15 protein-coding genes are annotated in these 25753 nt (G+C 31.5%); 11 read left to right on the forward strand and 4 right to left on the reverse strand.

What is annotated here, in order from left to right:
* Window positions 1-342: 342 nt before the first annotated feature.
* On the reverse strand, window positions 343-8850 hold the full coding sequence (locus tag H0I29_RS09220) for a T9SS type A sorting domain-containing protein (RefSeq protein WP_218752059.1): 8508 nt from the start codon (window positions 8848-8850) through the stop codon (window positions 343-345).
* Between the two features lie 772 nt (window positions 8851-9622).
* Here H0I29_RS09220 and H0I29_RS09225 point away from each other — a divergent pair.
* From H0I29_RS09225 to H0I29_RS09240, 4 genes are all read left to right on the forward strand, one after another.
* On the forward strand, window positions 9623-10447 hold the full coding sequence (locus tag H0I29_RS09225) for a prephenate dehydratase (protein WP_218732487.1): 825 nt from the start codon (window positions 9623-9625) through the stop codon (window positions 10445-10447).
* 7 nt (window positions 10448-10454) lie between these two features.
* Window positions 10455-11603: a pyridoxal phosphate-dependent aminotransferase gene (locus H0I29_RS09230; protein WP_218732488.1), complete on the forward strand. Its 1149-nt coding sequence runs from the start codon at window positions 10455-10457 to the stop codon at window positions 11601-11603.
* A gap of 128 nt (window positions 11604-11731) precedes the next feature.
* Window positions 11732-12583, forward strand: coding sequence for a prephenate dehydrogenase (locus H0I29_RS09235; protein WP_218732489.1), 852 nt, complete (start codon window positions 11732-11734; stop codon window positions 12581-12583).
* 21 nt (window positions 12584-12604) lie between these two features.
* Window positions 12605-13687 (forward strand): bifunctional 3-deoxy-7-phosphoheptulonate synthase/chorismate mutase type II, encoded by a 1083-nt coding sequence (locus H0I29_RS09240; protein WP_218752060.1) that lies wholly within the window; start codon window positions 12605-12607, stop codon window positions 13685-13687.
* A gap of 427 nt (window positions 13688-14114) precedes the next feature.
* Here H0I29_RS09240 and H0I29_RS09245 read toward each other — a convergent pair whose 3' ends face one another.
* Window positions 14115-14756 (reverse strand): hypothetical protein, encoded by a 642-nt coding sequence (locus H0I29_RS09245; protein ID WP_218752061.1) that lies wholly within the window; start codon window positions 14754-14756, stop codon window positions 14115-14117.
* 150 nt (window positions 14757-14906) lie between these two features.
* On the opposite strand from H0I29_RS09245, the gene rsgA reads away from it, so the two are divergent.
* From rsgA to H0I29_RS09280, 7 genes are all read left to right on the forward strand, one after another.
* Window positions 14907-15875: a ribosome small subunit-dependent GTPase A gene (gene rsgA / locus H0I29_RS09250; RefSeq protein ID WP_218732492.1), complete on the forward strand. Its 969-nt coding sequence runs from the start codon at window positions 14907-14909 to the stop codon at window positions 15873-15875.
* Between the two features lie 5 nt (window positions 15876-15880).
* Window positions 15881-16333, forward strand: coding sequence for a D-aminoacyl-tRNA deacylase (gene dtd, locus H0I29_RS09255; protein ID WP_218752062.1), 453 nt, complete (start codon window positions 15881-15883; stop codon window positions 16331-16333).
* Window positions 16334-16444: 111 nt separating this feature from the next.
* On the forward strand, window positions 16445-17086 hold the full coding sequence (locus H0I29_RS09260) for a YceI family protein (protein ID WP_218732494.1): 642 nt from the start codon (window positions 16445-16447) through the stop codon (window positions 17084-17086).
* 185 nt (window positions 17087-17271) lie between these two features.
* The gene (locus tag H0I29_RS09265) at window positions 17272-19101 is read left to right on the forward strand and encodes a DUF3857 domain-containing protein (protein ID WP_254712603.1); all 1830 of its coding nucleotides are present in this window, start codon (window positions 17272-17274) and stop codon (window positions 19099-19101) included.
* A 5-nt stretch (window positions 19102-19106) separates the two neighbouring features.
* Window positions 19107-21125: a transglutaminase domain-containing protein gene (locus H0I29_RS09270; RefSeq protein WP_218752064.1), complete on the forward strand. Its 2019-nt coding sequence runs from the start codon at window positions 19107-19109 to the stop codon at window positions 21123-21125.
* A gap of 327 nt (window positions 21126-21452) precedes the next feature.
* Window positions 21453-22937, forward strand: a complete 1485-nt coding sequence (nhaC, locus tag H0I29_RS09275; protein WP_068448874.1) for a Na+/H+ antiporter NhaC — start codon at window positions 21453-21455, stop codon at window positions 22935-22937.
* A gap of 1 nt (window position 22938) precedes the next feature.
* Window positions 22939-23391 carry a GNAT family N-acetyltransferase gene (locus tag H0I29_RS09280; protein ID WP_218752065.1) on the forward strand — a complete coding sequence of 151 codons (453 nt, stop codon included), beginning with the start codon at window positions 22939-22941 and terminating at the stop codon, window positions 23389-23391.
* Here H0I29_RS09280 and H0I29_RS09285 read toward each other — a convergent pair.
* Both H0I29_RS09285 and H0I29_RS09290 read right to left on the reverse strand, forming a co-directional pair.
* Window positions 23342-23596, reverse strand: a complete 255-nt coding sequence (locus H0I29_RS09285; RefSeq protein ID WP_218752066.1) for a hypothetical protein — start codon at window positions 23594-23596, stop codon at window positions 23342-23344. The two genes, H0I29_RS09280 and H0I29_RS09285, sit on opposite strands and share 50 nt — an antisense overlap.
* A 51-nt stretch (window positions 23597-23647) precedes the next feature.
* On the reverse strand, window positions 23648-25618 hold the full coding sequence (locus tag H0I29_RS09290) for a putative porin (protein ID WP_218752067.1): 1971 nt from the start codon (window positions 25616-25618) through the stop codon (window positions 23648-23650).
* Window positions 25619-25753: the final 135 nt, after the last annotated feature.

Below are 25753 nucleotides of genomic sequence, written 5' to 3' on the forward strand. Positions count from 1 at the left end.
TCTATTGATATAAGCTAACTGTATGGAAATAGCTATTATATACTTATCTTTTTAATTAAATTCTTTAAATTATAATAATATATTGTCAGATTACATCTCTATATCGTATAACTTTGTAGATAATTTATAATAGTAGAGGTTGGGTTACATTCTAAAAAAAATAGCCTAGAATTTTATAATGTGTAGGATTACGATTCAGAAAGAACTTTTATAGTTGGGGTTAATAGAAACTTATATTACCATTAAAAACTTCCTCATAATAAAAAACTCTAAAGATTATTATCTTTAGAGTTTTTTATTAAATCTATACCTCATTTTTTAACTAGAGGCATGGGGTGTTTATTATTCAATTACTACTTTCTTATTGACTGCTCCTTTATCTGTGTTCATTTTAACAATGTAAATACCAGTTGGTATTTGTTTTTTGATGTCTAATTGGTAAGTAGGTTTTTGTTCGTTAATATTCCATGTACTTACTTTTTTACCAAGAATATCAAATAACTCTACTTTTTGAATATTCACTTCTTGATTTTTAGAGATTACAATTTTGTTATTGTCGTTATCTGCATAAATACTGGTTTGTCCAGCAAGTAGATCTTCTTCTACACCAAGTACACTGTCTTCTGCCGCTTCAAAAGCCAAAACAAACCTGTCTGTGTATGTACCTGCTTCTAATTGATATGCTGCACTAACATCATTTATTAGCTGTGTTTTACCTGTTAATTTGTCTTTGATGTATACATTTTGATTGATGTTGTTTATTTCATCAATACCAATTGTAATAATACTGTTTTCGCTTACAATAACTTCTAGTGGTACTTCTAGTGCATTCGATATTTCTTGTACTCCAGAAATTACATAACTATTTGTATCATTTGGAAACTTCCAATAGAAATCTGTAGGGTTCACATCATACATTTCAGAGTCATACCCTTTTTCATATTCAAAAGAATTTGCTTGATTAAAAGAAATTCCAATTTGACGATGTAAATTGCTTCCTTCATCATTAGAATAGCTCATTCCTAATTTTAATATAGATAGGTTGTTATTAACTGCTTTTAAAGTTGTTTTCTGATCGCTTTTTAAGAATATAGATTCACCAGTTCCTTCTGTTTTATATTCTCTTTGACTATTATTAAATTTAATTTGTCCGGTACCAATACCTTCTACAAAGAATCCTTGACCTATTGCAACATAAGGTTCTGGAGATTTGTATAAATTTTCATATTCATTGCCACCAGAGTTCGCAACACAAGATATAAGGCCGTCATCATCTTTAAAGTTTAAACTATTCATATGTAAAGTACCGGTGTCGTTGGTTCCTGTAAAAATAATATCGCTACCAGCAGGTATGCATAATTCAAATGTTATATTTCTGTAAAATAGACCAGTAGAAGGGAAAGTAAACTCTCCTTTATCTACGTTATTAATTTTTATGTTAAAAGTTTTAGTAAAGGATGATGCGTAATTTATTTTTAATGATTCTACTCCTCTAGGAATGTTAGAGAATTTGATATAATCATGATCATTTAAAGAAACGACTGTACCTATAATATCTAGAAGTGATAATTTAAAACCATCTGTATCTGCATCAGGCACATGTTCAGCTTCTAACGTGTAGTCAACAGGACCTACTTCACCTGTTTTTACTGCTGTTGCCATACTTACGTTTTGAGCAGCATAACCACCTATATATCCTCCAAAATTATGACCAGCAGTTCCTGAAGCATTCGTTTCTGCTACATGTTGCCAAAAATAAAGTGTTGATATTAAATCGTTATTGTCATCTAAAAATTTTCTTGCATTTAAAGCAGAAGGGAAGGGGTTTCCAATTAAATAAGATTGTCCTTCAGTTATCTGTTTTGTTTTAAACTCACCATCATTAGGGGTACCCACAAATGTATAGTTTTGTTCTCTTCCAGGTCCTTTAAAAGTATAACCATCACCTCTATCTATTGTTCCGCTTTTATATTTATGAGACCAATTTGCTCTTCCGTTACTAGCTGGAGCATACGTGTATACCCAGTAATCTGCTAAGGAAATACCAGATTCAGTAAAAGAACCATCATATCCACCAACAAAAGTAATTTCTTTAGGTGTATTTGCTGTTGTACCGTCTCTAAGAACAGATTCTAAAGAATAGGTTGCCTTATTTAAAGTAGTAACCGGAGAACTCATATAATTATAACGGTATTTACTTGGTACTTCTGAGTTTTGATCTACAAACAATCTTCCATCACCAGAAACAGTACTAGCATTTTCATGCGTCTGTATCAATTGAGCAGAAGAACCAGATAAACGAATGTCTCCGTCTAACTCTATATCATTTGTAACTACTAATAATTGATCTGTTACTTTTAACTCATTTGTGTTAAGAACCTTTAATTTTCTAGCACTTAATCGATTATTTTGATGGTTGTAAGACTCATCAACTATCACATAACGAGATCTGTCTGGATAACCGTTGTCCCAAGTACCATCCGTATTCGTAGTGGTTTCTTCAATTCTATGTAAACCTAACAAAGTGTTAGCTTCAGAATTAGAATTCTCTATTTCTGAGATTAATGGATCTAAAGAGTGTCTTTTTGTACTATTGTCTCCAGTTTCATAACCAGATTGATATGAGTTTATTGCATCATCTATAAAAACTACCCATTCACTAGAATCATAATTTTTATTAGGTGCTGTTACTTCATCTATTCGAACAAATGAAGTTTTGTCGGTAATATCAGAAATTATATCATATCTATTTGCCCATGCATAATTTCCTGTAGCAGAAGAAAGTGTTATAATATCATTTGCTCCGCTGATATCAGTTAATGCGCTGTTTTCTATAATTGTTGCATCACCTAAATTTGTTATTTCAGAAGTTGTATTGTTTTTAAATAGGACAGATTTACCTACTTTTAACTCAGAATCAACCACAACTTCTTCAGTTGGTGTTGCTATTGCTAGTGCATCAACCTGAGCTATTGTTTGATTCTTATACAATTGAATTTTAATTGTATTCGCAGGAATATCTTCTGAACCGATATTTGTTATTTCAATCCATCTTTCAGTGCCAAATTGATATACTTGCGTAATCATAACGTCTGCAGCTTCTGGTATGTCCCTATAATCTAGGTTACCACTAGTTGGGTTATTTGGATCGAAATTACCATCTGTATCTCCAAAAGAGTTTTCTAAAATAGCTAATGTTGTTACTATGTTATTAGGTGCTATTCCTCCATCATTTACTGTAAATCCGTTATTTAGAATGTCTAGGTTATCATCAAATGCATCATTTAAACCATCACCATCTGTATCTAATAATTTACCGCTTGCATCTGTTGCTAGCTCATTTTGTAAATCTCCATTTTCAGCAATATCAAGTACACCATCATTATCTGAATCTGCATCTAAGTAATCTGGAGTATCCGTTCCATCAGTATTTTCTGGAATAAAGCCAATATTAGCGCTAAATTCATATTGGTCATCTACACCATTATTGTTGTTGTCTATTATTCCGTTGCCTACTCCAGAAGGTTTTTTATAACCACTTGTAGATTGTCCTTCAATATTATCCGGAATACCATCATCATCAGCATCAATATCTATAAAGTTTGGTTTACCATCTGTATCTGCATCTCCTTTTAGGTAAGAGTTTGGTTTCCCATCTGCTGTTGTATTTGTTGCATCTGTATCTGGTCCGGTAATTATTAACGGATCGGTTTGAACATTATCATCAAAACCATCGTTATTAGTATCAGTTGTTAATTTACCGTTGTTGTTAATGTTATCTACTTTACCATCTCTGTTAGCATCTGTACCACCAGCTTCAATAATATCTACAATACCATCGTTGTCTGAATCTAGGTCTATATGATTTGGGATACCATCCTTATCAGAATCTCCTGTAATATAAGAGTCTGGTTTACCATCGTTATTATTATCTGCTACTGTAACTACTAAGGCATTGTTGCTATTATTGATAGTACCAACTTTTCCATCTACAGCATCATCAAAACCATCGTTATCAGTATCGTTAATTAATGTTCCATTACTGTTGATGTTGTCTACTAAACCGTTTCCGTCTTCATCTACTCCGCCAGCTTCTATTAAATCTGGAATTCCATCATTATCGGCATCTAAGTCTAACATGTCTAATATACCATCTTGGTCTGTATCTCCGTTAGGGTAACTATTAGGTTTACCATTGTTATTTGAATCTGCTCCGGTAACTATTAATGCTTTTGCAACATTATTAGTTCCGTTAACATTTCCTTCTACAGCATCATCAAAACCATCGTTATCAACGTCATTTCTTAAAGAACCATCAGAGTTAATAGTATCTACTAATCCATTACCATCAGTATCTATTCCGCCTGCTTCTACTAAATCTGAAATTCCGTCGTTATCAGAATCTAAATCTAAGTAGTTAGGAATACCATCGTTATCTGTATCACCAGTATCATATGTATCTGGCTTACCATCGTTGTTTGCGTCTGTGCTAGCTGTAAGTATTAAAGCGTTATTACTGTTGATAGCACCGTTTACATCACCATCTACATAGTCATTAAAACCATCATTGTCTGTATCGTTAAAGTTGTCTGCAATACCATCTCCATTGGCATCTGTACCACCAGCTTCTACAACATCTGGAATACCATCGTTATCTGAATCTAAATCTTGTGTGTCTTTAATACCATCACCATCTGTATCTGGGTTTGTAATAGCATTACCATCTGTACCACCTGTTACATTAGCGTCGTAACGATCATCTAAACCATCACTATCTGCATCGTTTATTAAAGTTCCGTTTGCATTAATATCATCTACTTTTCCGTTTCCGTCACCATCAATACCACCAGCTTCTACAATATCTGCGATACCATCGTTGTCTGAGTCTAAGTCTAGAAAATCTAATACACCGTCTTTGTCTGTATCTCCATTAGGGTAACTATTAGGTTTACCATTACCATCTGTGTCTACTCCTGTAACAATTAATGCATTATTTTTATTATCTGTACCATTTACATTACCATCTACAGCATCGTCAAAACCATCGTTATCTACATCATTTATTAGCGTACCATTACTTCTTATGTTATCTATTTTTCCATCTCCGTCGGCATCAATACCTCCAGCTTCTGTAATATCAGTAATTCCGTCGTTGTCTGAATCTAAATCTATGTGATTAGGGATACCATCTCCGTCTGTATCTCCTGTTGTATAAGAATCAGGTTTTCCATCATTATTAGTATCACTTCCGGTAATAACTAGAGCATTGTCTTTGTTGTTAGGTGTACCAAGTTGGCCAACATCACCATCAACTAGATCATCAAAACCGTCTTCATCTACATCATTTTTTAGCGTACCATCAGAATTTATATTGTCTACTTTACCGTCTCCACTAATGTCTGTACCACCAGCTTCTACTATATCTGGAATACCATCGTTGTCTGAGTCTAAATCTCGTGTATCAGGAATACCATCTCCGTCTGAATCTGGGTTTGAAATATTATTTCCATTAGCTCCACCTGTAACATTAGCGTCATAACGATCATCTAAACCGTCTTTGTCTATATCCTTTACAAGAGTTCCATCAGTATTAATATCATCTACTTTTCCATTTCCATCTGTGTCAATACCACCAGCTTCTACGATATCTGGAATACCATCGTTGTCTGAATCTAAATCGAAGTGATTAGGAATACCATCTCCGTCGTTATCATATACATCAGGTATACCGTCATTGTTAGAGTCTGTGTAATCTGTAGTACTTCCGTCTCCTCCATTACCGTCATCATGGTTGTCTAAATAATTAGGAATACCATCTCCATCTTCATCACCTTCGGCTAAGTTTCCTCCATTTTCAATAGTATCTGGTATACCGTCGTTATCATCATCTAAATCGATGCTGTCTGGAATACCATCATTATCATTATCCTTAATATCTCTATAATCTAAATTACCTGTATTTGGGTTATTAGGGTTGAAGTCATTATCTTCATCTCCAAAAGAGTTTTCTAGGGTAGTTAAGTTTGTTACTTTGTTGTTTGGGCTTACACCATCATTTACTGTAAATCCAGTATTAGGGTTGTCTGTGTTGTCATCAAAAGCATCATCTAAACCATCACCATCAGTATCTTTTCCTGTAAGAACATTTTGTGAGTCTCCATTTTCTGCAATATCAAGAATACCATCATTGTCTGAATCTGGGTCTAAGTAATCTGGTATTTTATCGTCATCAGTATCTACTGGGATAAAAACGTTACCACCAACTTCATAATTATCATCAATACCATTGTTATTACTATCTGCCATACTAGTACCAACTCCACTTGGAGCGATATAATCTGCAGTAGTTTGTACTTCTATATTATCTGGAATACCATCATTGTCTGCATCTATGTCTAGATAATCTGGTATGCCATCTCCGTCTGTAGATGTTGGTGTATTACCTGTACCTGCACTTTGTGGAATTCCTTTAGTTGATGGTGTTGTACCAACTACACCATCTGCCATTCCATCATTGTTGTCGTCTTTACCACCAGCTTCTATAACATCTGGAATACCATCGTTATCTGAGTCTAAATCTAAACGATTAGGGATCCCATCTCCATCTGAATCTGTATTACATAATTGTCTTACTAGAATATCATCAATAGCTAAATCGTTTCCATATTCTGCTTTCGTGTTGTTTCTAATAACAACGGTTATATTGCTGCTATTTAATGTAGTTAAAGGTGCTTTTGTACCATAATATTTCCATGCATCTTTACTGCCTGCTTCTTCTCTAACAATGTTTCCTGTATTTACAGGAGGACCTAAAAGTACTCCGTTTTGCCAAAGTTCTATTTGTATGTTAGGTAAAACTCTAAGAGGATCATTATTAATAGTATTATCAACATCTAAATTTAAGACCCAAAAAGATACATCTAAAAGTGCACCAGCTGTAATACCTGAAATTGTTTTCTGATAAATAACATCAAGTGTTTTACCTGCATTTACCATTAACATATTGTCGTTTGTAGGTGTTAAGCTACCACTTGTGTGATCACCTACAGTTTGCCATTTATCATCTGCCCAACTTGCAGAGTTAGGGATGTTATTAAATACTGCGTAAAGGTCATCCTGTAAATCACGACTAGTATTATTATCACGTGGATTTTTTAAATCTAAATAGTTATAATTTGTAGACGCTCCTCCAGATAAAGGAGTACTTATATTGTTTCCTATTCCAAAATCTTCATTAAGTAAAGGAGTTCCATAGATATCACAAGTATCTTCATCAACATCTAAAATACCATCGTTATCATCATCTAAATCACAAATATCACTAATGCCATCTCCGTCTGTATCTAAGTTCCCAGAAGAAGCTGCATCACAACGATTCCCTACGGTTATATCATCATTTGTAGAGTCTCCAGAATCATAATTTGTAATAACTGTATCATTTGGACTTGTAACAGTAGCAGTTACTCCGTTTTGATAGGTTTCTAAATTTTGGTTTTCAGGTACTGCTATATCAAAGATAATGGTTACACTTCCTTTACCATCAATATCAAAAGTACCCCAATTTAGTGTAGTATCTCCTACTTGTGGTTTTGTTGTAGCAGTTTGTCTAGCATTGTTTAACACAACATTGGCTCCAGATACATAGGTAAAACCTGTGGGTAGAATATCTTTAGCTTTTATGCCTTTTAAATCTACATTAGTTGCATTTGTTAAAGTTATTTCGTAGGTACCGTTTTCACCAATATTAACATTAGGTGTGGTGGTTTTTTTGGTTACAACTAAACCTCCTGTTGGTATTTTTAATACAATTAAGTCTAACATAATAAGATCTTGCCATGACCCTGCGTATAGATTTAAGTTGGTTGAACCTGCTGTAAAATTACTGTTTACAACATCTATATCCCAAGCTCCATAAGGGCTACCTGTATAAGCATTATTACCTGGAGCTGGGTCTGAAACCCCTCCTGAATTTGCAAAATCATTAGGGAAGTCTGCAAAGGCATTGTCTGAAACTTTAATACTTTCTCCGTCTATAGCTGCATCTCCTTGTAAAGAAGCTACAGATATACTACCTGCTACATCACCAGAATACACTTTGTAACCTGTTACAGGAACAGTAATATCACCATATACAAAACCTTTTAAACCATCATATACATATACTTGATTGATACCTGGTTCAGCTGTTCTAGATTTATATACTACAAGCATTTGCCATGCTCTTACGTTTTCTTGAGAAAATGCACAAGCAGCATTAAAGTTATTCAATACACTACTATTTGTAGATGTTGAGATCACATCTGCAGTATACGTTCCAGAAGGGTTGGGTTGTGCTAATACTTCTGCAGTAATATCTGCTAAATAACCTTCGTATTGAGGACTTAAGGTGTTAAACGGTACAGTTTCCCTATAACTTTTATCTCGTGTTATGGTTTTTGTGGTTCCGTTAGGAAATGTAATAGGAATAGTTGTAGATAAAGGGTTATAGGATGTTAAACCAGATCTACCATGTTTTACAAGAGCAAACCATTGTACGTATACTGCTTGTATTACTGCATCTGCAGGTATAGATAAATTAGCACTAGTAGCTCTTCCATTATTTTTTATACAAGTGTAAGTTGTTCCCGTTGTTTCGTAAGAAACCTCACTATTACCAATTTGTTTGTAGGTAAGATTGGCTCCAGAAAACTTCTTGTAAAATTCAATATTATCATTGGTGTCTCGGCCGGGGCCTTGCGCACTTACAGAAAAGGAAGTGTAAAATAATAATAGCGTTAGTACTGTTAAGCTGTTCTTTAATAGGTATTGAATTTCCCCAAACTCACATACCTGAAAAGTAGTTTTTTTCATGGTGTTTTTGATTTAATTGTTCTTTGGGGGAGTTGTTAAAATCTTAAAATACGTTGGGGGAATACTATAAAATCTGCTTAGGGGCGCAGTTAAGGGGAGAGCAAAATTAATACTAAGTTCACATATGTACAAATAAATCGAAAGAATTATTTAAAATGTACAACACTAATTCTCTCTTTTTATATTTTAGAATTACATGAACGTAATATGTAGAGAAGAGCTATTATATGTCTACAAATAAGGTTTTAGCTACTTTAGATATTCATATAATAATCGTTGTTACAATGTGGAATAAATAACTAGACAACAATTCGGTTTTATTAGTAAGTATCTAAAAATTGTTGAGAAAATAGTGAAGAATGGTTTTAAAGAGTATATGAATGAGCTAGGTAGGAGTTTTTTTGTCCAAAAAGAGAAGCTTCAATTGAAATACATAGTAGAAGAATAGCTTAACATTTAGAATACTGTTTATAATCTCTTTTTAGTTGAAGAAATTCATAATGATTGCTTTATATTTTATGTAATTTTTAATGATTAATCATTTTTTTTATAAAAAATGCTATTTAGTTTGTTTGTTTCAAATTTATCTTTAGATTTGTCAGTATAAACAAAGAGAATACAAATGTTAAATAATTATTTTACTCGTTTCTATTTTTACTTTTACTTTTTTAGTAAGAGAGGAGACTTTGTATCATGTTTTTAAGTAACATTCATATCATATAAAGTCTCGAATTCCATTCGAGGCTTTTTTTTTGACATTATTTGTAATAAAATGAATAAAATTATTGCCATACAAGGAGCTGAAGGCTCAAACCATCATAAAGTTGCACGCAACTTTTATGGAACCACTATACAATTAAAAGAATGCATGTCTTTTGATGAGTTGGTAGCCAGTTTGCTAGACAATACCGCAGATTTGGGTATTATGGCTTTAGAGAACACCATTGCGGGGTCTATAATTCCTAATTATGCATTAATTGATAATAATAATTTACATATAATAGATGAAGAATATTTGAATATTCATCATCATTTAATGGCTCTAAAAGGTCAGGGAATAGAAGATATTAAAGAAGTTTGGTCGCATCCAATGGCATTGTTACAATGTAAGGAGTTTTTTAAAAAATATCCACATATAAAGCTAGTGGAAGATGTTGACACTGCTGAGGTTGCCAAAAGAATTTCGAAAGAAAATTTAGTAGGTATTGCTGCAATTGCTCCAAAAATTGCTGCAGAAATATTTAGTTTAGAAATTCTTGAAGATGAACTTCAAACCATAAAAGATAATTCTACACGTTTTGTAATTGTAAAAACTACTAAACCAGAAGTTAATAAAGAAGTTAATAAAGCTTCTTTAAAATTTCAGCTAAACCATAAAAGAGGAAGTCTTGCAGCAATTTTAAATGTATTGAGTGATTGCAAAATGAACTTAACCAAAATACAGTCTTTACCAGTAATAGAAACTCCATGGAAATATTCATTTTTTGTAGATGTTACTTTTGAAGAATATAGTGAGTATGAAAAAGCAAAAGCGATTATAGAAATAATGGCAGAAGAATTCAAAATTTTAGGAGTTTATAAAAACGGTAGAAAATAGTATAGTTATGATACAACCAGCTAAAAGATTAGATACAGTGCAAGAATACTACTTCTCTAAAAAATTAAGAGAAGTTAGAGGTTTAGCAGCTGCAGGAAAACCAATTATCAATATGGGAATTGGATCTCCAGATTTGCAACCACCAACAGAAGTTTTAGAAGCAATTCAAAATAGTCTAGGTGATGCAAGTGCACATAAGTATCAATCCTATCAGGGCTTACCGGAATTAAGAAATGCAATTTCAACTTTTTATAAAAACAAGTTTTCGGTAGATTTAAATCCAGAAAACGAGATTTTACCATTGATGGGAAGTAAAGAAGGAATTATGCATATTTCTATGGCTTTTTTAAACGAAGGCGATAAAGTATTAATTCCGAATCCTGGATATCCAACTTATACTTCTGTAACGAAGTTAGTAGGAGCAGAACCTTTGTTTTATAATTTAAGTGATGCTACTAATTGGCAACCAGATTTTGAAGCTTTAGAAGCACAAGATTTAAGTGATGTAAAAATTATGTGGGTTAATTATCCGCACATGCCAACAGGAACAAATGCAACATTAGAAACGTTTGAAAAACTAGTAGCTTTTGGTAAAAAGCACCGTATTTTAATCATTAATGACAATCCATATAGTTTTATTTTAAACGATAATCCTATCAGTATTTTACAAGTAGAAGGCGCAAAAGACATTGCTTTAGAGTTAAACTCTTTAAGTAAGACTTTTAACATGGCAGGTTGGCGCGTTGGTATGTTATTAGGAAACGCAACGTACATCAACGAAGTTTTAAAAGTGAAATCGAATATGGATTCTGGTATGTTTTACGGAATTCAAAAAGGAGCTATAGAAGCCTTACAATTATCTGATGATTGGTTTTTAGCACAAAATAAAATTTACGAAGAACGTAGAAGTTTAATTTGGCAATTAGCAGATAAGTTAGATGCAGTTTATAGTAAAAATTCAACAGGATTGTTTGTTTGGGCAAAAATACCTGAAGGAAAAAAATCTGAAGAAGTTACGGATGCAGTTTTATATGATCATGATATTTTTATTACTCCAGGAACCATTTTTGGCTCTCAAGGAGAAGGATATATTCGTTTTTCATTATGTGTAACAACAGATATAATTAAAGAAGCAATTAGCAGGTTTGATAAATAAGTTTGTAGTTTTTTAGTAGCAGTTTGCAGTTAGTTTGTTTACTAAAAAGAGACTTTATCGAATTAAAAATTAAAGTGTGTCATTCCGAATGAGGAACAAAGACGAATCTCACTTAAAGAGAAAACAAAATGAAAAATATATACATGATTGGTATTGGTTTAATAGGCGGTAGTTTTGCTATCGATATTAAAAATAACAATCCGGATGTTGTAATTCACGGAATCGATACGAATGAAAGCCATTTAGATGAAGCGCTAAAATTAGGTGTAATTCAAAAGAAAGCAACTTTAGACGATATAGAAAATGCAGACTTGGTAATTATATCAATTCCAGTAGATGCAACTGCAAAATTATTGCCGACAATATTAGATAAAATTTCTGATGATGGTTTGGTTGTAGATGCAGGGTCTACAAAAGAAGCAATTTGTAAAGTGGTTGAACATCATCCTAAAAGAAGAAATTATTTAGCAGCGCATCCAATTGCAGGAACAGAAAATTCTGGGCCAAAAGCAGCTGTATCCGGCTTATACGTTGGAAAAACAAATATTATCTGCGAAGTAGAAAAGACAACTTTTAAGCTTCAAGAAAAAGCTTTAAAGCTTTTTATAGACATTGGAATGCGTATTCGGTACATGGACCCAGTTTCTCATGACAAGCATATTGCGTATGTTTCGCACTTATCTCACATAAGCGCATTTATGTTAGGTAAAACGGTCATTGATAAAGAAAGAAATGAACGCGATATTTTTGATATGGCAGGTTCAGGATTTAGATCTACAGTACGTTTGGCAAAAAGTTCGCCAGCAATGTGGACTCCAATTTTTGAACAAAATAAAGAAAACGTAATAGAAACATTAGAAGAGTACATCAATAATTTACAACATTTTAAAGAGTTGATGCAAAAAGATAGGTTCTCTGAAATTTTTAACGAAATGGAGAATACAAATCACATAAAACAAATTTTAAACGGCATAAAATAATAAGCCAAAACAAGTAGAAAAATGGAGAATACAAAAGAATTGAGAACATGGTTGGACGATATGAAATTAAATCATCCACTAGTAATAGCAGGGCCTTGTAGTGCAGAAACCGAAGAACAGGTTTTAAAGATTGCACACGAACTAAAAGATTCTGATGTAAGCTATTTTAGAGCAGGAATATGGAAACCAAGAACAAGACCAGGAATGTTTGAAGGTGTTGGAGAAATTGGTTTACACTGGTTAAAAAAAGTAAAAGAAGAAACAGGTATGAAAACCTGTACAGAAGTTGCAAATGCAGCCCACGTAAAGTTAGCTTTAGAACACGATGTAGATTTATTATGGATTGGTGCACGTTCTACTGTATCACCTTTTATCATGCAAGAAATTGCAGATGCATTAGCAGGTACAGATAAAATTGTATTGGTTAAAAATCCAGTAAATCCAGATTTAGCTTTATGGTTAGGTGGTATCGAAAGATTATATACTGCAGGAATCAAAAATTTAGGAGCAATTCACAGAGGTTTTTCAACGTATGAAAAATCTAAATATAGAAATAATCCAGAATGGCAATTAGCTATCGAGTTTCAAAATAAGTTTCCAGATTTACCACTAATCAACGATCCATCTCATATTACAGGTAAGAGAGACATGATTTTTGATGTTTGTCAGACTGCTTTAGATTTAAACTTTGATGGTTTAATGGTTGAGACTCATTACGACCCAGAAAATGCTTGGTCTGATGCTGCACAACAAGTTACGCCGGATACTTTAAAGCAAATAATGGTAGACTTAAAAGTGAAGAAAGAAACTGAGACTGCAGTTAGTTACAGAGAACCTTTAGAAAATTTAAGAGCTCAAATTAACGTGGTAGATGATCAATTAATTGATTTATTAGGTAAAAGAATGCAAGTTGCCGATAAAATTGGTCAATTAAAGAAAGATCAAAACGTAGCTGTATTACAATCACGTCGTTGGAACGAGATTTTAGGAAACATGGTTATGGAAGGTAGTAGCAAAGGTTTAAGTGAAGAATTTGTTTTAAAAATGTTTAAGGCAATTCACCAAGAATCTATCGTTCACCAAGAAAAAATTATCAACGGATAATCTTTAAGCATAAATATTTATTTAAATACCTTCAAGTTTTATAATTTGAAGGTATTTTTTTTGGGCGTTACCAAGCAAAAAAGCTTGGTCAGGCTTTCGCACTCGCTTTTTTTGTAGAAAAACAAAAAAGAGCTCAAACAATTGCTCAATCCTTAACGCATGGTGAATCCCAAAGAAGGACAAAAAACATCTCAAAACAATAAGAAGTCCAATAATTATATTACAGAAAACTTGTCATCAAAAATTTGTCATTTCGACGATAGGAGAAATCCTATAACATTGATAAGTCAAACTCAACCAAACTTTTTGTGATTTCTCCCAAAAGGTCGAAATAGCAAACAACTTACTTTAGTTAGGTAAAACAGCATGTGTTTAACAAAAAAAAAACCGCCAATTGGCGGTCTTTCATATAAATAATGATATTCAATTATTTTGTATACGGAATTCTTCTAGATACTTTTCTCATTAAAATATTAATTAGATCTTGAGCATCAGAACCAAGAGATCCTTTAATTTTTTTATGATAATTAACTACTAATTCATCATCAATAGTGCTTGTGAAATCCATATTCATAGTTGCGGTATTGGTTGCAAACATTCCACCTGTTAAAACAGCGAGTCCAATTGCAGCTCCATTAGACATTGGTTTAGAAGTTTCGTAAGTTCCAGAAATAACTGCTTCTACACCTAAGATTTCGCCTAATTCACTAGGTAAATATTCATCATAAGAATGAATATCTATTCCTTTCTTTTTCAATAAAGCATTCGTTCTTGTTGGGTTCTGAACAGAAACCAATAAAGTTCCTCTTTTTTTTCTAGTTAAAAACCAAGAATACATCGCTTTTTGTATGTCTAAAGCTTCACTTTTTCCCATTTCAATTATTTGTTCAGAAGTAAAATCTTTTAATTGTTTTGGTCTTAACTTAACCTGAACATGTAGAGGTAGAATAGCTATTGTTTTTGTGTTTTCTACATAAGTTTCAGCATCATCATGTACATATAATTTTGTTTGAGCATTTGTTGTTGTTATGCAAATTACAAGTGCAAATAGTGAGATAATTTTTTTCATAAATAAGTTTTGGTTAAAAAAAAACGAATATAGAGGTAACTTTAACAATTATTTTAAGATTTAATTTATTTTTTAACTTGATTAATGAAATAACTATTGAATTTGTTACTATTTTTCTTAATTCAATATTAATTCAGCATCTTTGTAGTAATGAAAGGAATCGTATATAAATCTACTGGAAGTTGGTATCATGTGAAAGCTGATAACGGAGAATTTTACAAATGTAGAATTAAAGGAAAATTTAGAATAAAAGACATCAAAAGCACCAATCCAATTGCGGTTGGTGATAAAGTTGTGTTCGATTTAGAGAAAAAGAATGATGAAGAAACAGGTGTCATCAAAAAGATTTTAGATAGAGATAATTTTATTGTTAGAAAATCTGTAAATCTTTCTAAACAGACCCACATTATTGCTTCTAATATAGACCAAGTTTTCTTATTGATTACTATTAATAATCCGCCTACATTTGCCACATTTATAGATCGATTTTTAGTAGCAACCAGAGCTTATAGAATAGATACTATTTTGGTTTTTAATAAAATAGACTCTTATCAACTAGAGGAACGAGCAGAAATTTTATACTTAAAGGATATTTACGAAGCTATTGGTTATCGTTGTGTAGAAGTTTCATCTACGCAAAATAAAAATGTAGATACCATTAAAGAAATAATGACAGGTAAAACATCTATGTTTGTTGGTCATTCTGGTGTTGGTAAATCTACTTTGGTAAATGCTATTGAACCTTCTTTAAACCTAAAAACAAAAGAAATTTCAGATCAACATAATCAAGGGAAACACACTACTACTTTTGCAGAAATGTTCGATTTAAGTTTCGATGCAAGAATTATAGATACACCCGGTATTAAAGGATTTGGAGTTGTAGATATTGATAAATACGAATTAGGAGATTATTTTCCTGAGTTTTTTGCTTTAAAACAAGATTGTAAATTCAATAATTGTATTCACACTAAAGAACCACAATGTGCAGTAAAAGAAGCGTTAGAAGAAGAGCGTGTTTCTTGGTCTCGTTATAAGAGTTACCTTCAAATTTTAAGTGGAGATGAAGAGAAAGAACATTTTAGAACAGATGTTTGGAACGAAGAAGATAATGAGGAATAAACTTTATGAAAATTGTAATTCAAAGAGTATCGGAAGCTAGTGTAACGATCGATAATGCTAAAGTTGCAGAAATTAAAATGGGACTTTTAGTATTATTAGGTATTGTTGATGATGATACACAAGAAGATATTAATTTCTTGGTTAGAAAAATAGTTAATCTTCGTGTTTTTAATGATGAAAATCAGGTGATGAACAAATCACTCATACACATTGATGGTGAAGTAATTGTTGTAAGTCAGTTTACTCTACAGGCATCCACTAAAAAAGGAAATAGACCCAGTTATATTAAAGCAGCAAGACCAGAAATAGCCATTCCGTTGTATGAGAATTTTGTAGCAACCTTAGAAAACGAACTCGGTAAAAAAGTACAAACAGGTCAGTTTGGTGCAGATATGAAAGTAGCTTTGATAAACGATGGTCCGGTTACAATTATTATAGATTCTAAAAATAAAGAGTAGTTTTTTAAAATGTTAAATGTTAATTTATCATAAAAACTATAATAATATTTTCCAAGGGAAATAAATAGTATATATTTGCAATAGAATTCATATTAACAAAAAAATAAAAAAATGAAAAGAATAATTTTATCATTAGTATTAGTAGCATCAGTTTTAACTGCATGTAAAGGAGAAAAAAAAGAAAAAGTAGAAGCTAAAGAAGCTGTAAAAGTTGAGGTTAATGTTGCTGAACTAAATAATGTTGATACCTCTGTTTCAGTTTTAAATTGGAAAGGAACAAAACCAGGAGGAGCCCATAATGGAACTGTAGCTTTAAAAAGTGGAGGTTTATTAGTAGAAGATGGTAAACTTATTAATGGTGAGTTTGTAATTGACATGACTACTATTGTAAATTTAGATATTCCTGCAGATAAAGAAGGAAATGCAAAATTAGTAGGGCATTTAAGTAATGAAGACTTTTTTGAAGTAGATGCTTATCCTATTTCAAAATTTGTTATTACCAATGTAGAAGAGGTGGAAGGAAAATTAGCAGTTACAGGAAATTTACAAATTAAAGATGTAACAAAAAGTATAACAATACCTGCAACTATCTCTACAGAAAATGGAGTTACAGTATTTACAAGTGAATCTTTTAATGTAGATAGATCAGATTTTAATGTAAAATATGGGTCTAAAAAATTCTTTGAGGGATTAAAAGATAAATTTATAGATGATATTATGACTTTCTCTTTTGTTGTAAAAACGAAAGCGTAAATTAGATTAATTCAAATTCAATTTTAGAGGCTAAAAACGTATGTTTTTAGCCTCTTTTCTTTTTAATTTTTTTAACTTTGGACTGCTATCCCTATAATTGTATGAAAAAGTTTATTTCCCTGTGCCTATTTATTTCCTTGTTTTCAATAACTTCTACTTTTAGTCAAAAAGAAAATTACGCTTTCTTGTTAATTCCCAGTTCGTTAACAGAAGATGCAAATGCAGTTATTAGAGACAATTCTATAGAAATTACTATTGAGGAAGTAGATGAAATGACGGTGTTTAAAAAAGAAGTAATTACAGTTTTAAATAAATTAGGAGACAACTATGTTAGCATGTCTGCTAATTATGATGATGATACAAAAATAACGGAACTTTCCGCTACTATTTATGATGCTTTTGGTCGTGAGATTAAAAAGTATAAAGAAAGAGATTTTTTAGACGTAAGTGCAGTAAGTGGAGGAACTTTGTACTCCGATTCTAGAGTAAAATATATAGATCATACGCCAGTTTCTTATCCGTACACCGTAGTTTTTGAATCTGAATATAAAACATCATCCACAGGTTTTATTCCCAGTTGGTTTCCCGTAGAAAGTTATTTTTTATCCATAGAAAAAAGCAGCTACAAACTTTTAAACCCAAAGAAATTTACGGTTAGAACAAAAGAAAAAAACTTTAATTCTTATTCTATAGAAAATACCTCTACTGAGTTTAATCTAAACTATGCAATAAGCAATCAAAAAGTGGTTAAGTATGAAAATAATGCGCCTCTGTCTATAGATATTATGCCTTATTTAATGGTTGGGATAAATCAATTTTCCTTAAAAAAAATAGTAGGAGAAGCTACTAATTGGAGTGAGTTTGGTAAGTGGCGTTATGACTATTTAAAAAATGGAAAAGACGAACTGTCTGAGGATATAAAAGCAAAGGTTAGAATATTGGTAGAAGATGTAACAGACCCAATAGAAAAAGCTAAAATTGTCTATGCTTTTATGCAAAATAAAACACGCTATATAAGTGTGCAAGAAGGAGTAGGAGGTTGGATGCCAATACCTGCTAATGAGGTGGATAAAGTGGGGTATGGAGATTGTAAAGGATTAACCAATTATACCAAAACACTATTAGACGCTGTTGGCGTAAAATCTCATTATGCAGTAATTTGGGCAGGAGCAGAACAGCGAGATGTAGAAAAAGATTTTTTTGGAATGCAAGGAAATCATGTTATTTTAAATATTCCAAATAATGGTAATGACATTTGGTTAGAATGTACAAGTCAGACAATTCCGTTTGGGTTTTTAGGAGATTTTACAGATGACAGAAATGTGTTGGTAATGACGCCAGAGGGTGGTATTGTTAAACGTACACCGGCTTATAAAGACGAAACAAACCTTCAGGAAATAAAAGCAACTATTCAGCTAGAAAAAAACGGAAATTTATCTGCTAGTTTAAAAAGAGTTTCTAATGGAATTCAATATGATGATAAATCATATTATGAAAAACTTACAGAAGAAGAACTTGTTAAGAATTACAAATCTAACGTTTGGGAGTATAATAATAACTTAGAAATTACAGCAGTAGATTTATTAAATGATAAAGAAGAAGTCGTTTTTAAAGAAGATTTAAAAATGACTATTAAAAGCTATGCTTCCGTAAATGAACAAGAATATTTATTTAGGGTAAATGTTTTTAACAAAAATGGTTTTGTACCTAAAAGATATAGAAGTAGAAAATTGCCTTTAAAAATTTCTAGAGGTTATAAAGATGATACAACATATAAATTTAAACTTCCGGAAGGATATGTTTTGAGTACTTTACCATCAGAAAAAGTAATCTCTACAAAATTTGGAACCTACAAAATTACTTTTACTAAAATAGATGATACCACTTTTAACTATCATAAAACAATGGTAATTAAGGCTGGAGTTTATGCTAAAGAAGACTATAATAATTATCGAAACTTTAGAAGAAGTATTGTGAAATATGAAAATTTAAGAATTGCTATAACCCCAAAATAAATAAAATGAAGAGAATTACAATTGTATTGCTATTATTAAGTCAAATTTCTTTGGTTGCTCAAGATTATAAGTTTGGTAAAGTGTCTAAAGAAGAATTAAAAGAGGAGTTTTACCCTTCTGATGCTTCTGCAGATGCTGCTTATTTATATAAAAGTAGAAGAACTTATTTTACCTATGTTCAAGATAAAGGTTTTCAAGTAATCACTGAAATTCATGAACGTATTAAAATTTATAATAAGTCAGGTTTTGATAAAGCTACAAAATCTATCACTTATTACAAACCAGAAAAAGGAGATAATGAAAAGGTAACCTCTATTAAAGGGTATAGTTTTGCATTAGAATCTGGTAAAGTAAAAAAGGAAAAGCTTTCTAAATCTTCAATTTTTGATGAGAAATTATCTAGATATAGAAGTATTAAAAAAATTACGTTTCCTAATGTTAAAGTTGGTTCAGTGTTAGATTTAGAATATAAAATAATTTCTCCATACCGTTCTATTGACGACGTAGATTACCAATTTGATATTCCTGTAAAATTATTAAATTATAAAATTGAAATACCAGAGTATTATAGTTTTACTAAAAAAACGAAAGGATATTATTTTATAGATATTAAAGAAGGTATAAAAAACGGAAGTATTACAATGTCTCAAAGAGTAAGGACGTCAGAAAAAAGTATGGGGGAAACTTTAACATCTCAAGTGGTTACCTCTAAAGTTAATCTTAAAACCAATATCGATATTTATGAATCGGAAAACATACCAGCTTTAAAAAATAACGAACCTTATGTAACAGATGTTAAAAATTATAGAGGAGGAGTTAAATATGAATTAGCTTCTACAAAGTTTCCAAATTCTATCTTAAAATTCTATTCAAATAATTGGGAAGATGTAAGTGAGCAAATTTATAAATCGGAAAGTTTTGGTGCAGAATTAGAAAAAACTAGTTATTACAAAGACGATTTAGAAGAAATTTTAAAAACGACAAAAACAGAATCAGAAAAGATTGATGCTATTTTTCAATTTGTAAAAAATCAAGTAAAATGGAATAACTATAATGGTATTTACACAGATTATGGTGTTAGAAAGGCGTTTAAAGAAAGGGTTGGTAATATTGCAGATATCAATTTAATGTTAACTTCTATGTTGCGATTTGCAGGTTTAGATGCAAACCCTGTATTATTAAGTACAAGGGTAAATGGTGTCCCTTTTTTTCCTACAATAGAGGGTTTTAATTATGTAATTGCTACCGTAGCGCTTCAAAATGGAGAGACTGTTTTATTGGATGCTTCAGAAGAATTTAGTGTACCAAATATTTTACCAACGAGAGTGTTAAATTGGAAAGGTAGAAAGGTTGCTAAGGATGGAACTTCTTCTTGGATTCAGTTAACATCTTCTAAACATGCATTAGAAGATCATAATGTTATGGTTAAAATTTCTGAAGACATGCTTGTAAAAGGATTAATTAGAACAAATTATGATAACCTAAATGCCTTAAATTACAGAAAGAATAATAATCATATAAAAGAAGAAGAGTTAAAAGAAAGTTTAGAAGAAAAATATGGATTTGAAATAGATGGATATAGGGTTGTAAATAAAGAAGACTTAGACAAACCTATTGTTAGAACTCTTCAGTTTAGTAGCGATAATTTAGTAGAAAATGTAAACGGAAAACTGTATGTAGAGCCTTTATTATTTTTATCAGAACATCAAAATCCGTTTAAATTAGAAGATAGAAAATTCCCTGTAGATTTTGCAACTCCATGGAAAGAAAGTAATACTGTTTCTATTCAGGTTCCAGAAGGGTATAAAGTAGAAACGCTTCCAGAACCATTGGCTATTGGGTTGCCAGATAGTTTGGGTGTATTTAAATTTCAAGTAACACAACAAGGAAATAAAATAAGAACCTTATCTGTTTTACAATTTAACAATGCTGTTATTGCTCCTCAATATTATGCAGCATTAAAAGGTTTTTATAGTCAATTAGTAGAAAAGCAATCAGAGAAAATTGTTTTAATTAAAATTTAATTTTAAAAAATTCTTCTAGACTTGTTTTAGAGAAATTTCTTTATTTTACAAACCCAAAACACATGTTTTGGGTTTTTCTTTTTAGATGTTATAAGAGTCTATAAAGTTATCTTGTATAGCTTTGGTGGAAGTTTGGTAGCATCTTTTTTTTAGAATTTCATAAAAATACAGATTATCGTTTTTTACCATTCTTATAATATATTTTCTTAAAAAAACAGACTAAAAAAAATAGAGTTCACAAATCTATAAGGGTAAATGTAAGTTACTGAATTCAATTTGCGTAAAACTTAGTAAAATCGTAACATTACCAAACGAAATTTTTACCATATGGAGAGCCAAAATATTAGACCAACAAACCTGGAAGACGAAAATATTATAGAAAATCAAGAGCTTAATATTTGGGAGGCTCTAATACCGGTTTTTGTATTGGTTGCTATGTTGTTTTACAATGTTTTCTTTGTTTATGGTGATGATGCTTTAAGTGGTAGTAATCAATTTATTTTGTTAATGGGAGCAGCAGTAGCTGCCATTGTAGGTTTTAAGAATAAGGTTTCTTACAAACAAATGATGGAAGAAGTCTCTGAAAATATAAAATCTACTTCTAGCGCTCTTTTAATCTTATTAATGGTTGGTGCTTTGGCAGGAACTTGGTTAATAAGTGGTATCATTCCTTCTATGATTTATTATGGATTACAAATCTTAAACCCAACAATATTTTTAGCCGCTTCGGTAATAATTTGTGCCATTATTTCTATTGCAACCGGTAGTTCTTGGACTACTTCTGCAACCGTTGGTATTGCTTTGGTGGGTATTGGAAACACATTAGGTATTCCTGCAGGTATGACGGCAGGAGCAGTATTGTCTGGTGCTTATTTTGGAGATAAAATGTCACCTTTATCAGATACTACAAATCTTGCACCTACAATGGCAGGTGGAGATTTGTTTACACATATTAAATATATGGCGTTAACCACAGTGCCAACAATTATAATTACATTATTGGTTTTTGTAATTATTGGTTTTTCTATAGAAACAACAGGTACACCAGATGTTTCAGATAAATTAGCGGCTATAGATGCTGCTTTTAATATTTCTCCTTGGTTATTTATTGTACCAATAACGGTGATATTTTTAATCATAAAAAAAACAGAACCTTTAGTAGCTTTATTAGTGGGTATTTTATTTGCAGGTATTGTTGCTGTAATTGCACAACCAGATATTGTTGTGAGTGTTGCCGGCGCAGATTCTTTAACTTTTAATTCAGCATATAAAGGAGTCATGAATGCAATTACAGTAGATTCTGCTGTAGAAACTACAAGTGTGGAATTAAATGATTTATTTTCTGCCGGAGGAATGAATGGAATGTTGGGGACTATTTGGTTGATAATTTGTGCAATGGTTTTTGGTGGAATTATGGATGCAATTGGAGCTTTGGCAAGAATTAGTAAAGCTTTATTAAGTATGGCATCTTCAGTTTTTGGTTTGTTTGCAAGTACTGTTGCGAGTTGTTTGGCATTAAACGTAACGGCTTCAGACCAGTATTTGGCCATTGTTGTACCAGGGAAAATGTTTAAAAAAGCGTATGAAGATAAAGGCTTAGCACCAGAAAATTTAAGTAGAACATTAGAAGATTCTGGTACGGTAACTTCTGTTTTAATTCCATGGAATACCTGTGGAGCATATCAATCTGGAGTTTTAGGAGTAGGTGTTTCAGAATATTTTTTCTTTGCTATTTTTAACTGGTTAAGTCCTATTATGACTTTAATTTTTGCTGCTTTTAATATTAAAATTAAGCAATTAATTAAAAAATAACATGATTGTTCCCGCTGATTTTTTAGAAGCAGAACAGCTCACCCAAATTGCTTTAAAATCGAAAGCTTTTTGGGGGTATTCTAACGATTTGATAGAAGGTTGGAGAGCAGACCTAACCGTAACTACTAAAACCATACAAACCTGCCAAGTGTATAAATTTATGGTTGATGACGTTACTGTTGGTTTCTATGTTTTAAACAATCCGAAGGAAGAGCTTGTTAAATTAGAAATGTTATTTGTTTTACCTAAATTTATAGGAAAAGGTATCGGTAAAAAACTACTAATACATGCCTTAGAAAAAGCAATCGTTTCTAACGCAAAAACAATAGAGTTAGTTGCAGATCCTAATGCTATTCCTTTTTATAAATCTCAAGGTTTTGTAGAAAAGGAGCAAATAGGGAGTGCTATTTTGGGACGTTTTTTGTCTTTAATGCAAAAAGATTTAAAGCAATAGAAATTATTAATAATAACCACGGACTTCCGTGGAGCAAAACATCAAACCAATCTTTAGCTTGCATTGCATGTGTTCCAGAAAATGCACTTCCACCTAAAAGCCATTCAATTTTACCTAAAATATGTGGCGGATTAAAAGGGGCAAGTCCTAATGTTAAACTTGCTAGTAAAAAGAGTTTCCAGTTATCTTTAAGTTGTTTGATCATTTTTTTTATCAGTATATAATAAGATAAAATACTTTATCCGTCATATTGTGACTATATAAACCAGTTCCAAACCAATCCAAAACGAATCACAAAATCTCTATAAGGGTAGTTAGGCGCAGAGTAATAATTTTTTTCTGTAAAGCTAGAAGTTACATTTTCTATTTTTAAAAACAAACGGGTTCTTCGTACTTGTGCATTAAAGAAAACATCTACAGAAGGGAAACCTATCTCTTGGTCATTTTGTAAGGTAAACTCTGCTAATAACGGATTATAAGCATTCATTTTATACTTTGTAAAGTAGTTAAAAGTTGCACCAATATTTACCAACATTGGTTTTCCCTTAAACCAATAATCTTGATAATATAATGTGTTTCTAGTAACCAATTCTGGAACTCTAAAAACAGAACTTCCGCTACTTACATTCTGATACATTATTGTATTATCTAAAGCAAACTTTTTTAATCTAAACTCTTTACTTGCTTTCACCTTTAAATATGAAATTTGGCCATCAAACTGTTGTGGTTTGTTGTTTTCATTAAAATACGTGTAGTTGTCAATATTGGTGAAATTTAGAGAAGCATTTAACCATTTAGAACTTAAATCAAACCCTAAATCTCTTGTGTTAACAGAGCTAAAATCATTATACCAATTGTAATCATCATATTTACTTTGATGTAATAAAGTGTTAAAGTTTGGCGATTTAGAACTAATTAATAAACTACCTTTTACAGCAAAAAGACTATCTTTTTTGTACAATGCCTCACCTTGTAGGAAACTGCCAGACAACCTACCACTCCCTGGGGCTAAATTACCAGTAGCGTTTAAATGAAAGTTTTTAATTCTAGCATTCCAATCTGCACCCACAGAAATAGCATTTCCTTCTAATTTTACTTTAGAAATGTTACTATTAGAATTTAGAATTGAATCATATCCGTAAGAATAACTAGAAAGATTTACTTTGGCTTTAAATTTACCAAGGACATATTTAGAATTAAACTCTAAGTTCATTTCATTATTTGTAATGGTATTTTTAGCTTGGTTATTACTAGCTCCAGAAGCATTAGATTCTCCAAAAAAATCTGTTGTTATTGTAGGTTGTGTAAAACTATATTCTTTAGTTTCTGTAGTAAATACGTGTCCTATTTTTAAGTTGCTAAAATCTGTTTTATTGATGGTGTCTTTATTTGCTAATAATTTATAACTATGTTCTAAATAAACTCTCCTACCTTCAAAATCATTTTCCGCATCATCTAAATTTACATCTAAATAAGATCGGGTACTATAGTCGGAATCGTTGCTTTCAAACTTATCAATTTCAGCTTGTGGTAAGCCTCCACTTTCTTCATTAAAGAAGTCTTGAGACGTTAAATGTCCTCGAATTTCATATTGATTATCTTCTGTTCTGTAGTGAAATGCACCTCTAAAATTTCCATGACTCGCTAAAGATCTTCTGTAAGCTCCCAAAGAACGAATTCCTTTATATGAAAGAGAAACATTAAGTCTTCGAGAAAAATTTACAGTAAAAATAGCATCTAAAACTTGTCCCTGTTGTAAACCAGTTCTGTAAGTTATCTCTGTAGTTGGTGTAGGTACTTCGTAATATTTTATTTCGTCGATATCTAAATAACTAAACTGTTTTGCAGTAAAACCAATATCTGGCATTAATTTTAGATTGCTAAAATCATATCCTAAATTAGTAAAAGTTTGCCCTTGATTATGAAAACCCAATAACTCAAAATTATCAGTACGCAAATAATTGAACTTATAATCCTTCTGAATTGATAAAGTGGTGTCTATATAAGTAGTATCTCTTTGGTGAGAAAATATTTTATAATCCGTATATTTTGTCTTTCCAGATAAAGTTACAGAGATTTCACCAGAATTTTTAATAGAATCATTCTGAGAATTAGGATTCCTTCCTAAACCATTTCCTCCACTTCCTAATTGAAAATCTGTTTGAGAGTATAGCGTGTTTGTTATAAATAAAACAAGTATTGATAAGAAAAATAACGATTTGTTCATAGGTTGTTTCTGCAATGGCAAATGTAAAATAATTTAACGAAAAGATTCGTTAATAATTATTATGAAATCTGTTAATTAAACTATATTTTTTACCTTTTATTTTAAGTTTCCTTAAAAAAGAGCCATTCCTATAGA

The organism is Polaribacter sp. R2A056_3_33 (genome assembly GCF_019278485.1).
Classification (GTDB): Bacteria; Bacteroidota; Bacteroidia; order Flavobacteriales; family Flavobacteriaceae; genus Polaribacter.

Coding starts and splice junctions, on each gene's coding strand:
- H0I29_RS09220 (WP_218752059.1), bottom strand. CDS start 8,850: ATGAAAAAAACTACTTTTCAGGTATGTGAGTTTGGGGAAATTCAATAC.
- H0I29_RS09225 (WP_218732487.1), top strand. CDS start 9,623: ATGAATAAAATTATTGCCATACAAGGAGCTGAAGGCTCAAACCATCAT.
- H0I29_RS09230 (WP_218732488.1), top strand. CDS start 10,455: ATGATACAACCAGCTAAAAGATTAGATACAGTGCAAGAATACTACTTC.
- H0I29_RS09235 (WP_218732489.1), top strand. CDS start 11,732: ATGAAAAATATATACATGATTGGTATTGGTTTAATAGGCGGTAGTTTT.
- H0I29_RS09240 (WP_218752060.1), top strand. CDS start 12,605: ATGGAGAATACAAAAGAATTGAGAACATGGTTGGACGATATGAAATTA.
- H0I29_RS09245 (WP_218752061.1), bottom strand. CDS start 14,756: ATGAAAAAAATTATCTCACTATTTGCACTTGTAATTTGCATAACAACA.
- rsgA (WP_218732492.1), top strand. CDS start 14,907: ATGAAAGGAATCGTATATAAATCTACTGGAAGTTGGTATCATGTGAAA.
- dtd (WP_218752062.1), top strand. CDS start 15,881: ATGAAAATTGTAATTCAAAGAGTATCGGAAGCTAGTGTAACGATCGAT.
- H0I29_RS09260 (WP_218732494.1), top strand. CDS start 16,445: ATGAAAAGAATAATTTTATCATTAGTATTAGTAGCATCAGTTTTAACT.
- H0I29_RS09270 (WP_218752064.1), top strand. CDS start 19,107: ATGAAGAGAATTACAATTGTATTGCTATTATTAAGTCAAATTTCTTTG.
- nhaC (WP_068448874.1), top strand. CDS start 21,453: ATGGAGAGCCAAAATATTAGACCAACAAACCTGGAAGACGAAAATATT.
- H0I29_RS09280 (WP_218752065.1), top strand. CDS start 22,939: ATGATTGTTCCCGCTGATTTTTTAGAAGCAGAACAGCTCACCCAAATT.
- H0I29_RS09285 (WP_218752066.1), bottom strand. CDS start 23,596: ATGATCAAACAACTTAAAGATAACTGGAAACTCTTTTTACTAGCAAGT.
- H0I29_RS09290 (WP_218752067.1), bottom strand. CDS start 25,618: ATGAACAAATCGTTATTTTTCTTATCAATACTTGTTTTATTTATAACA.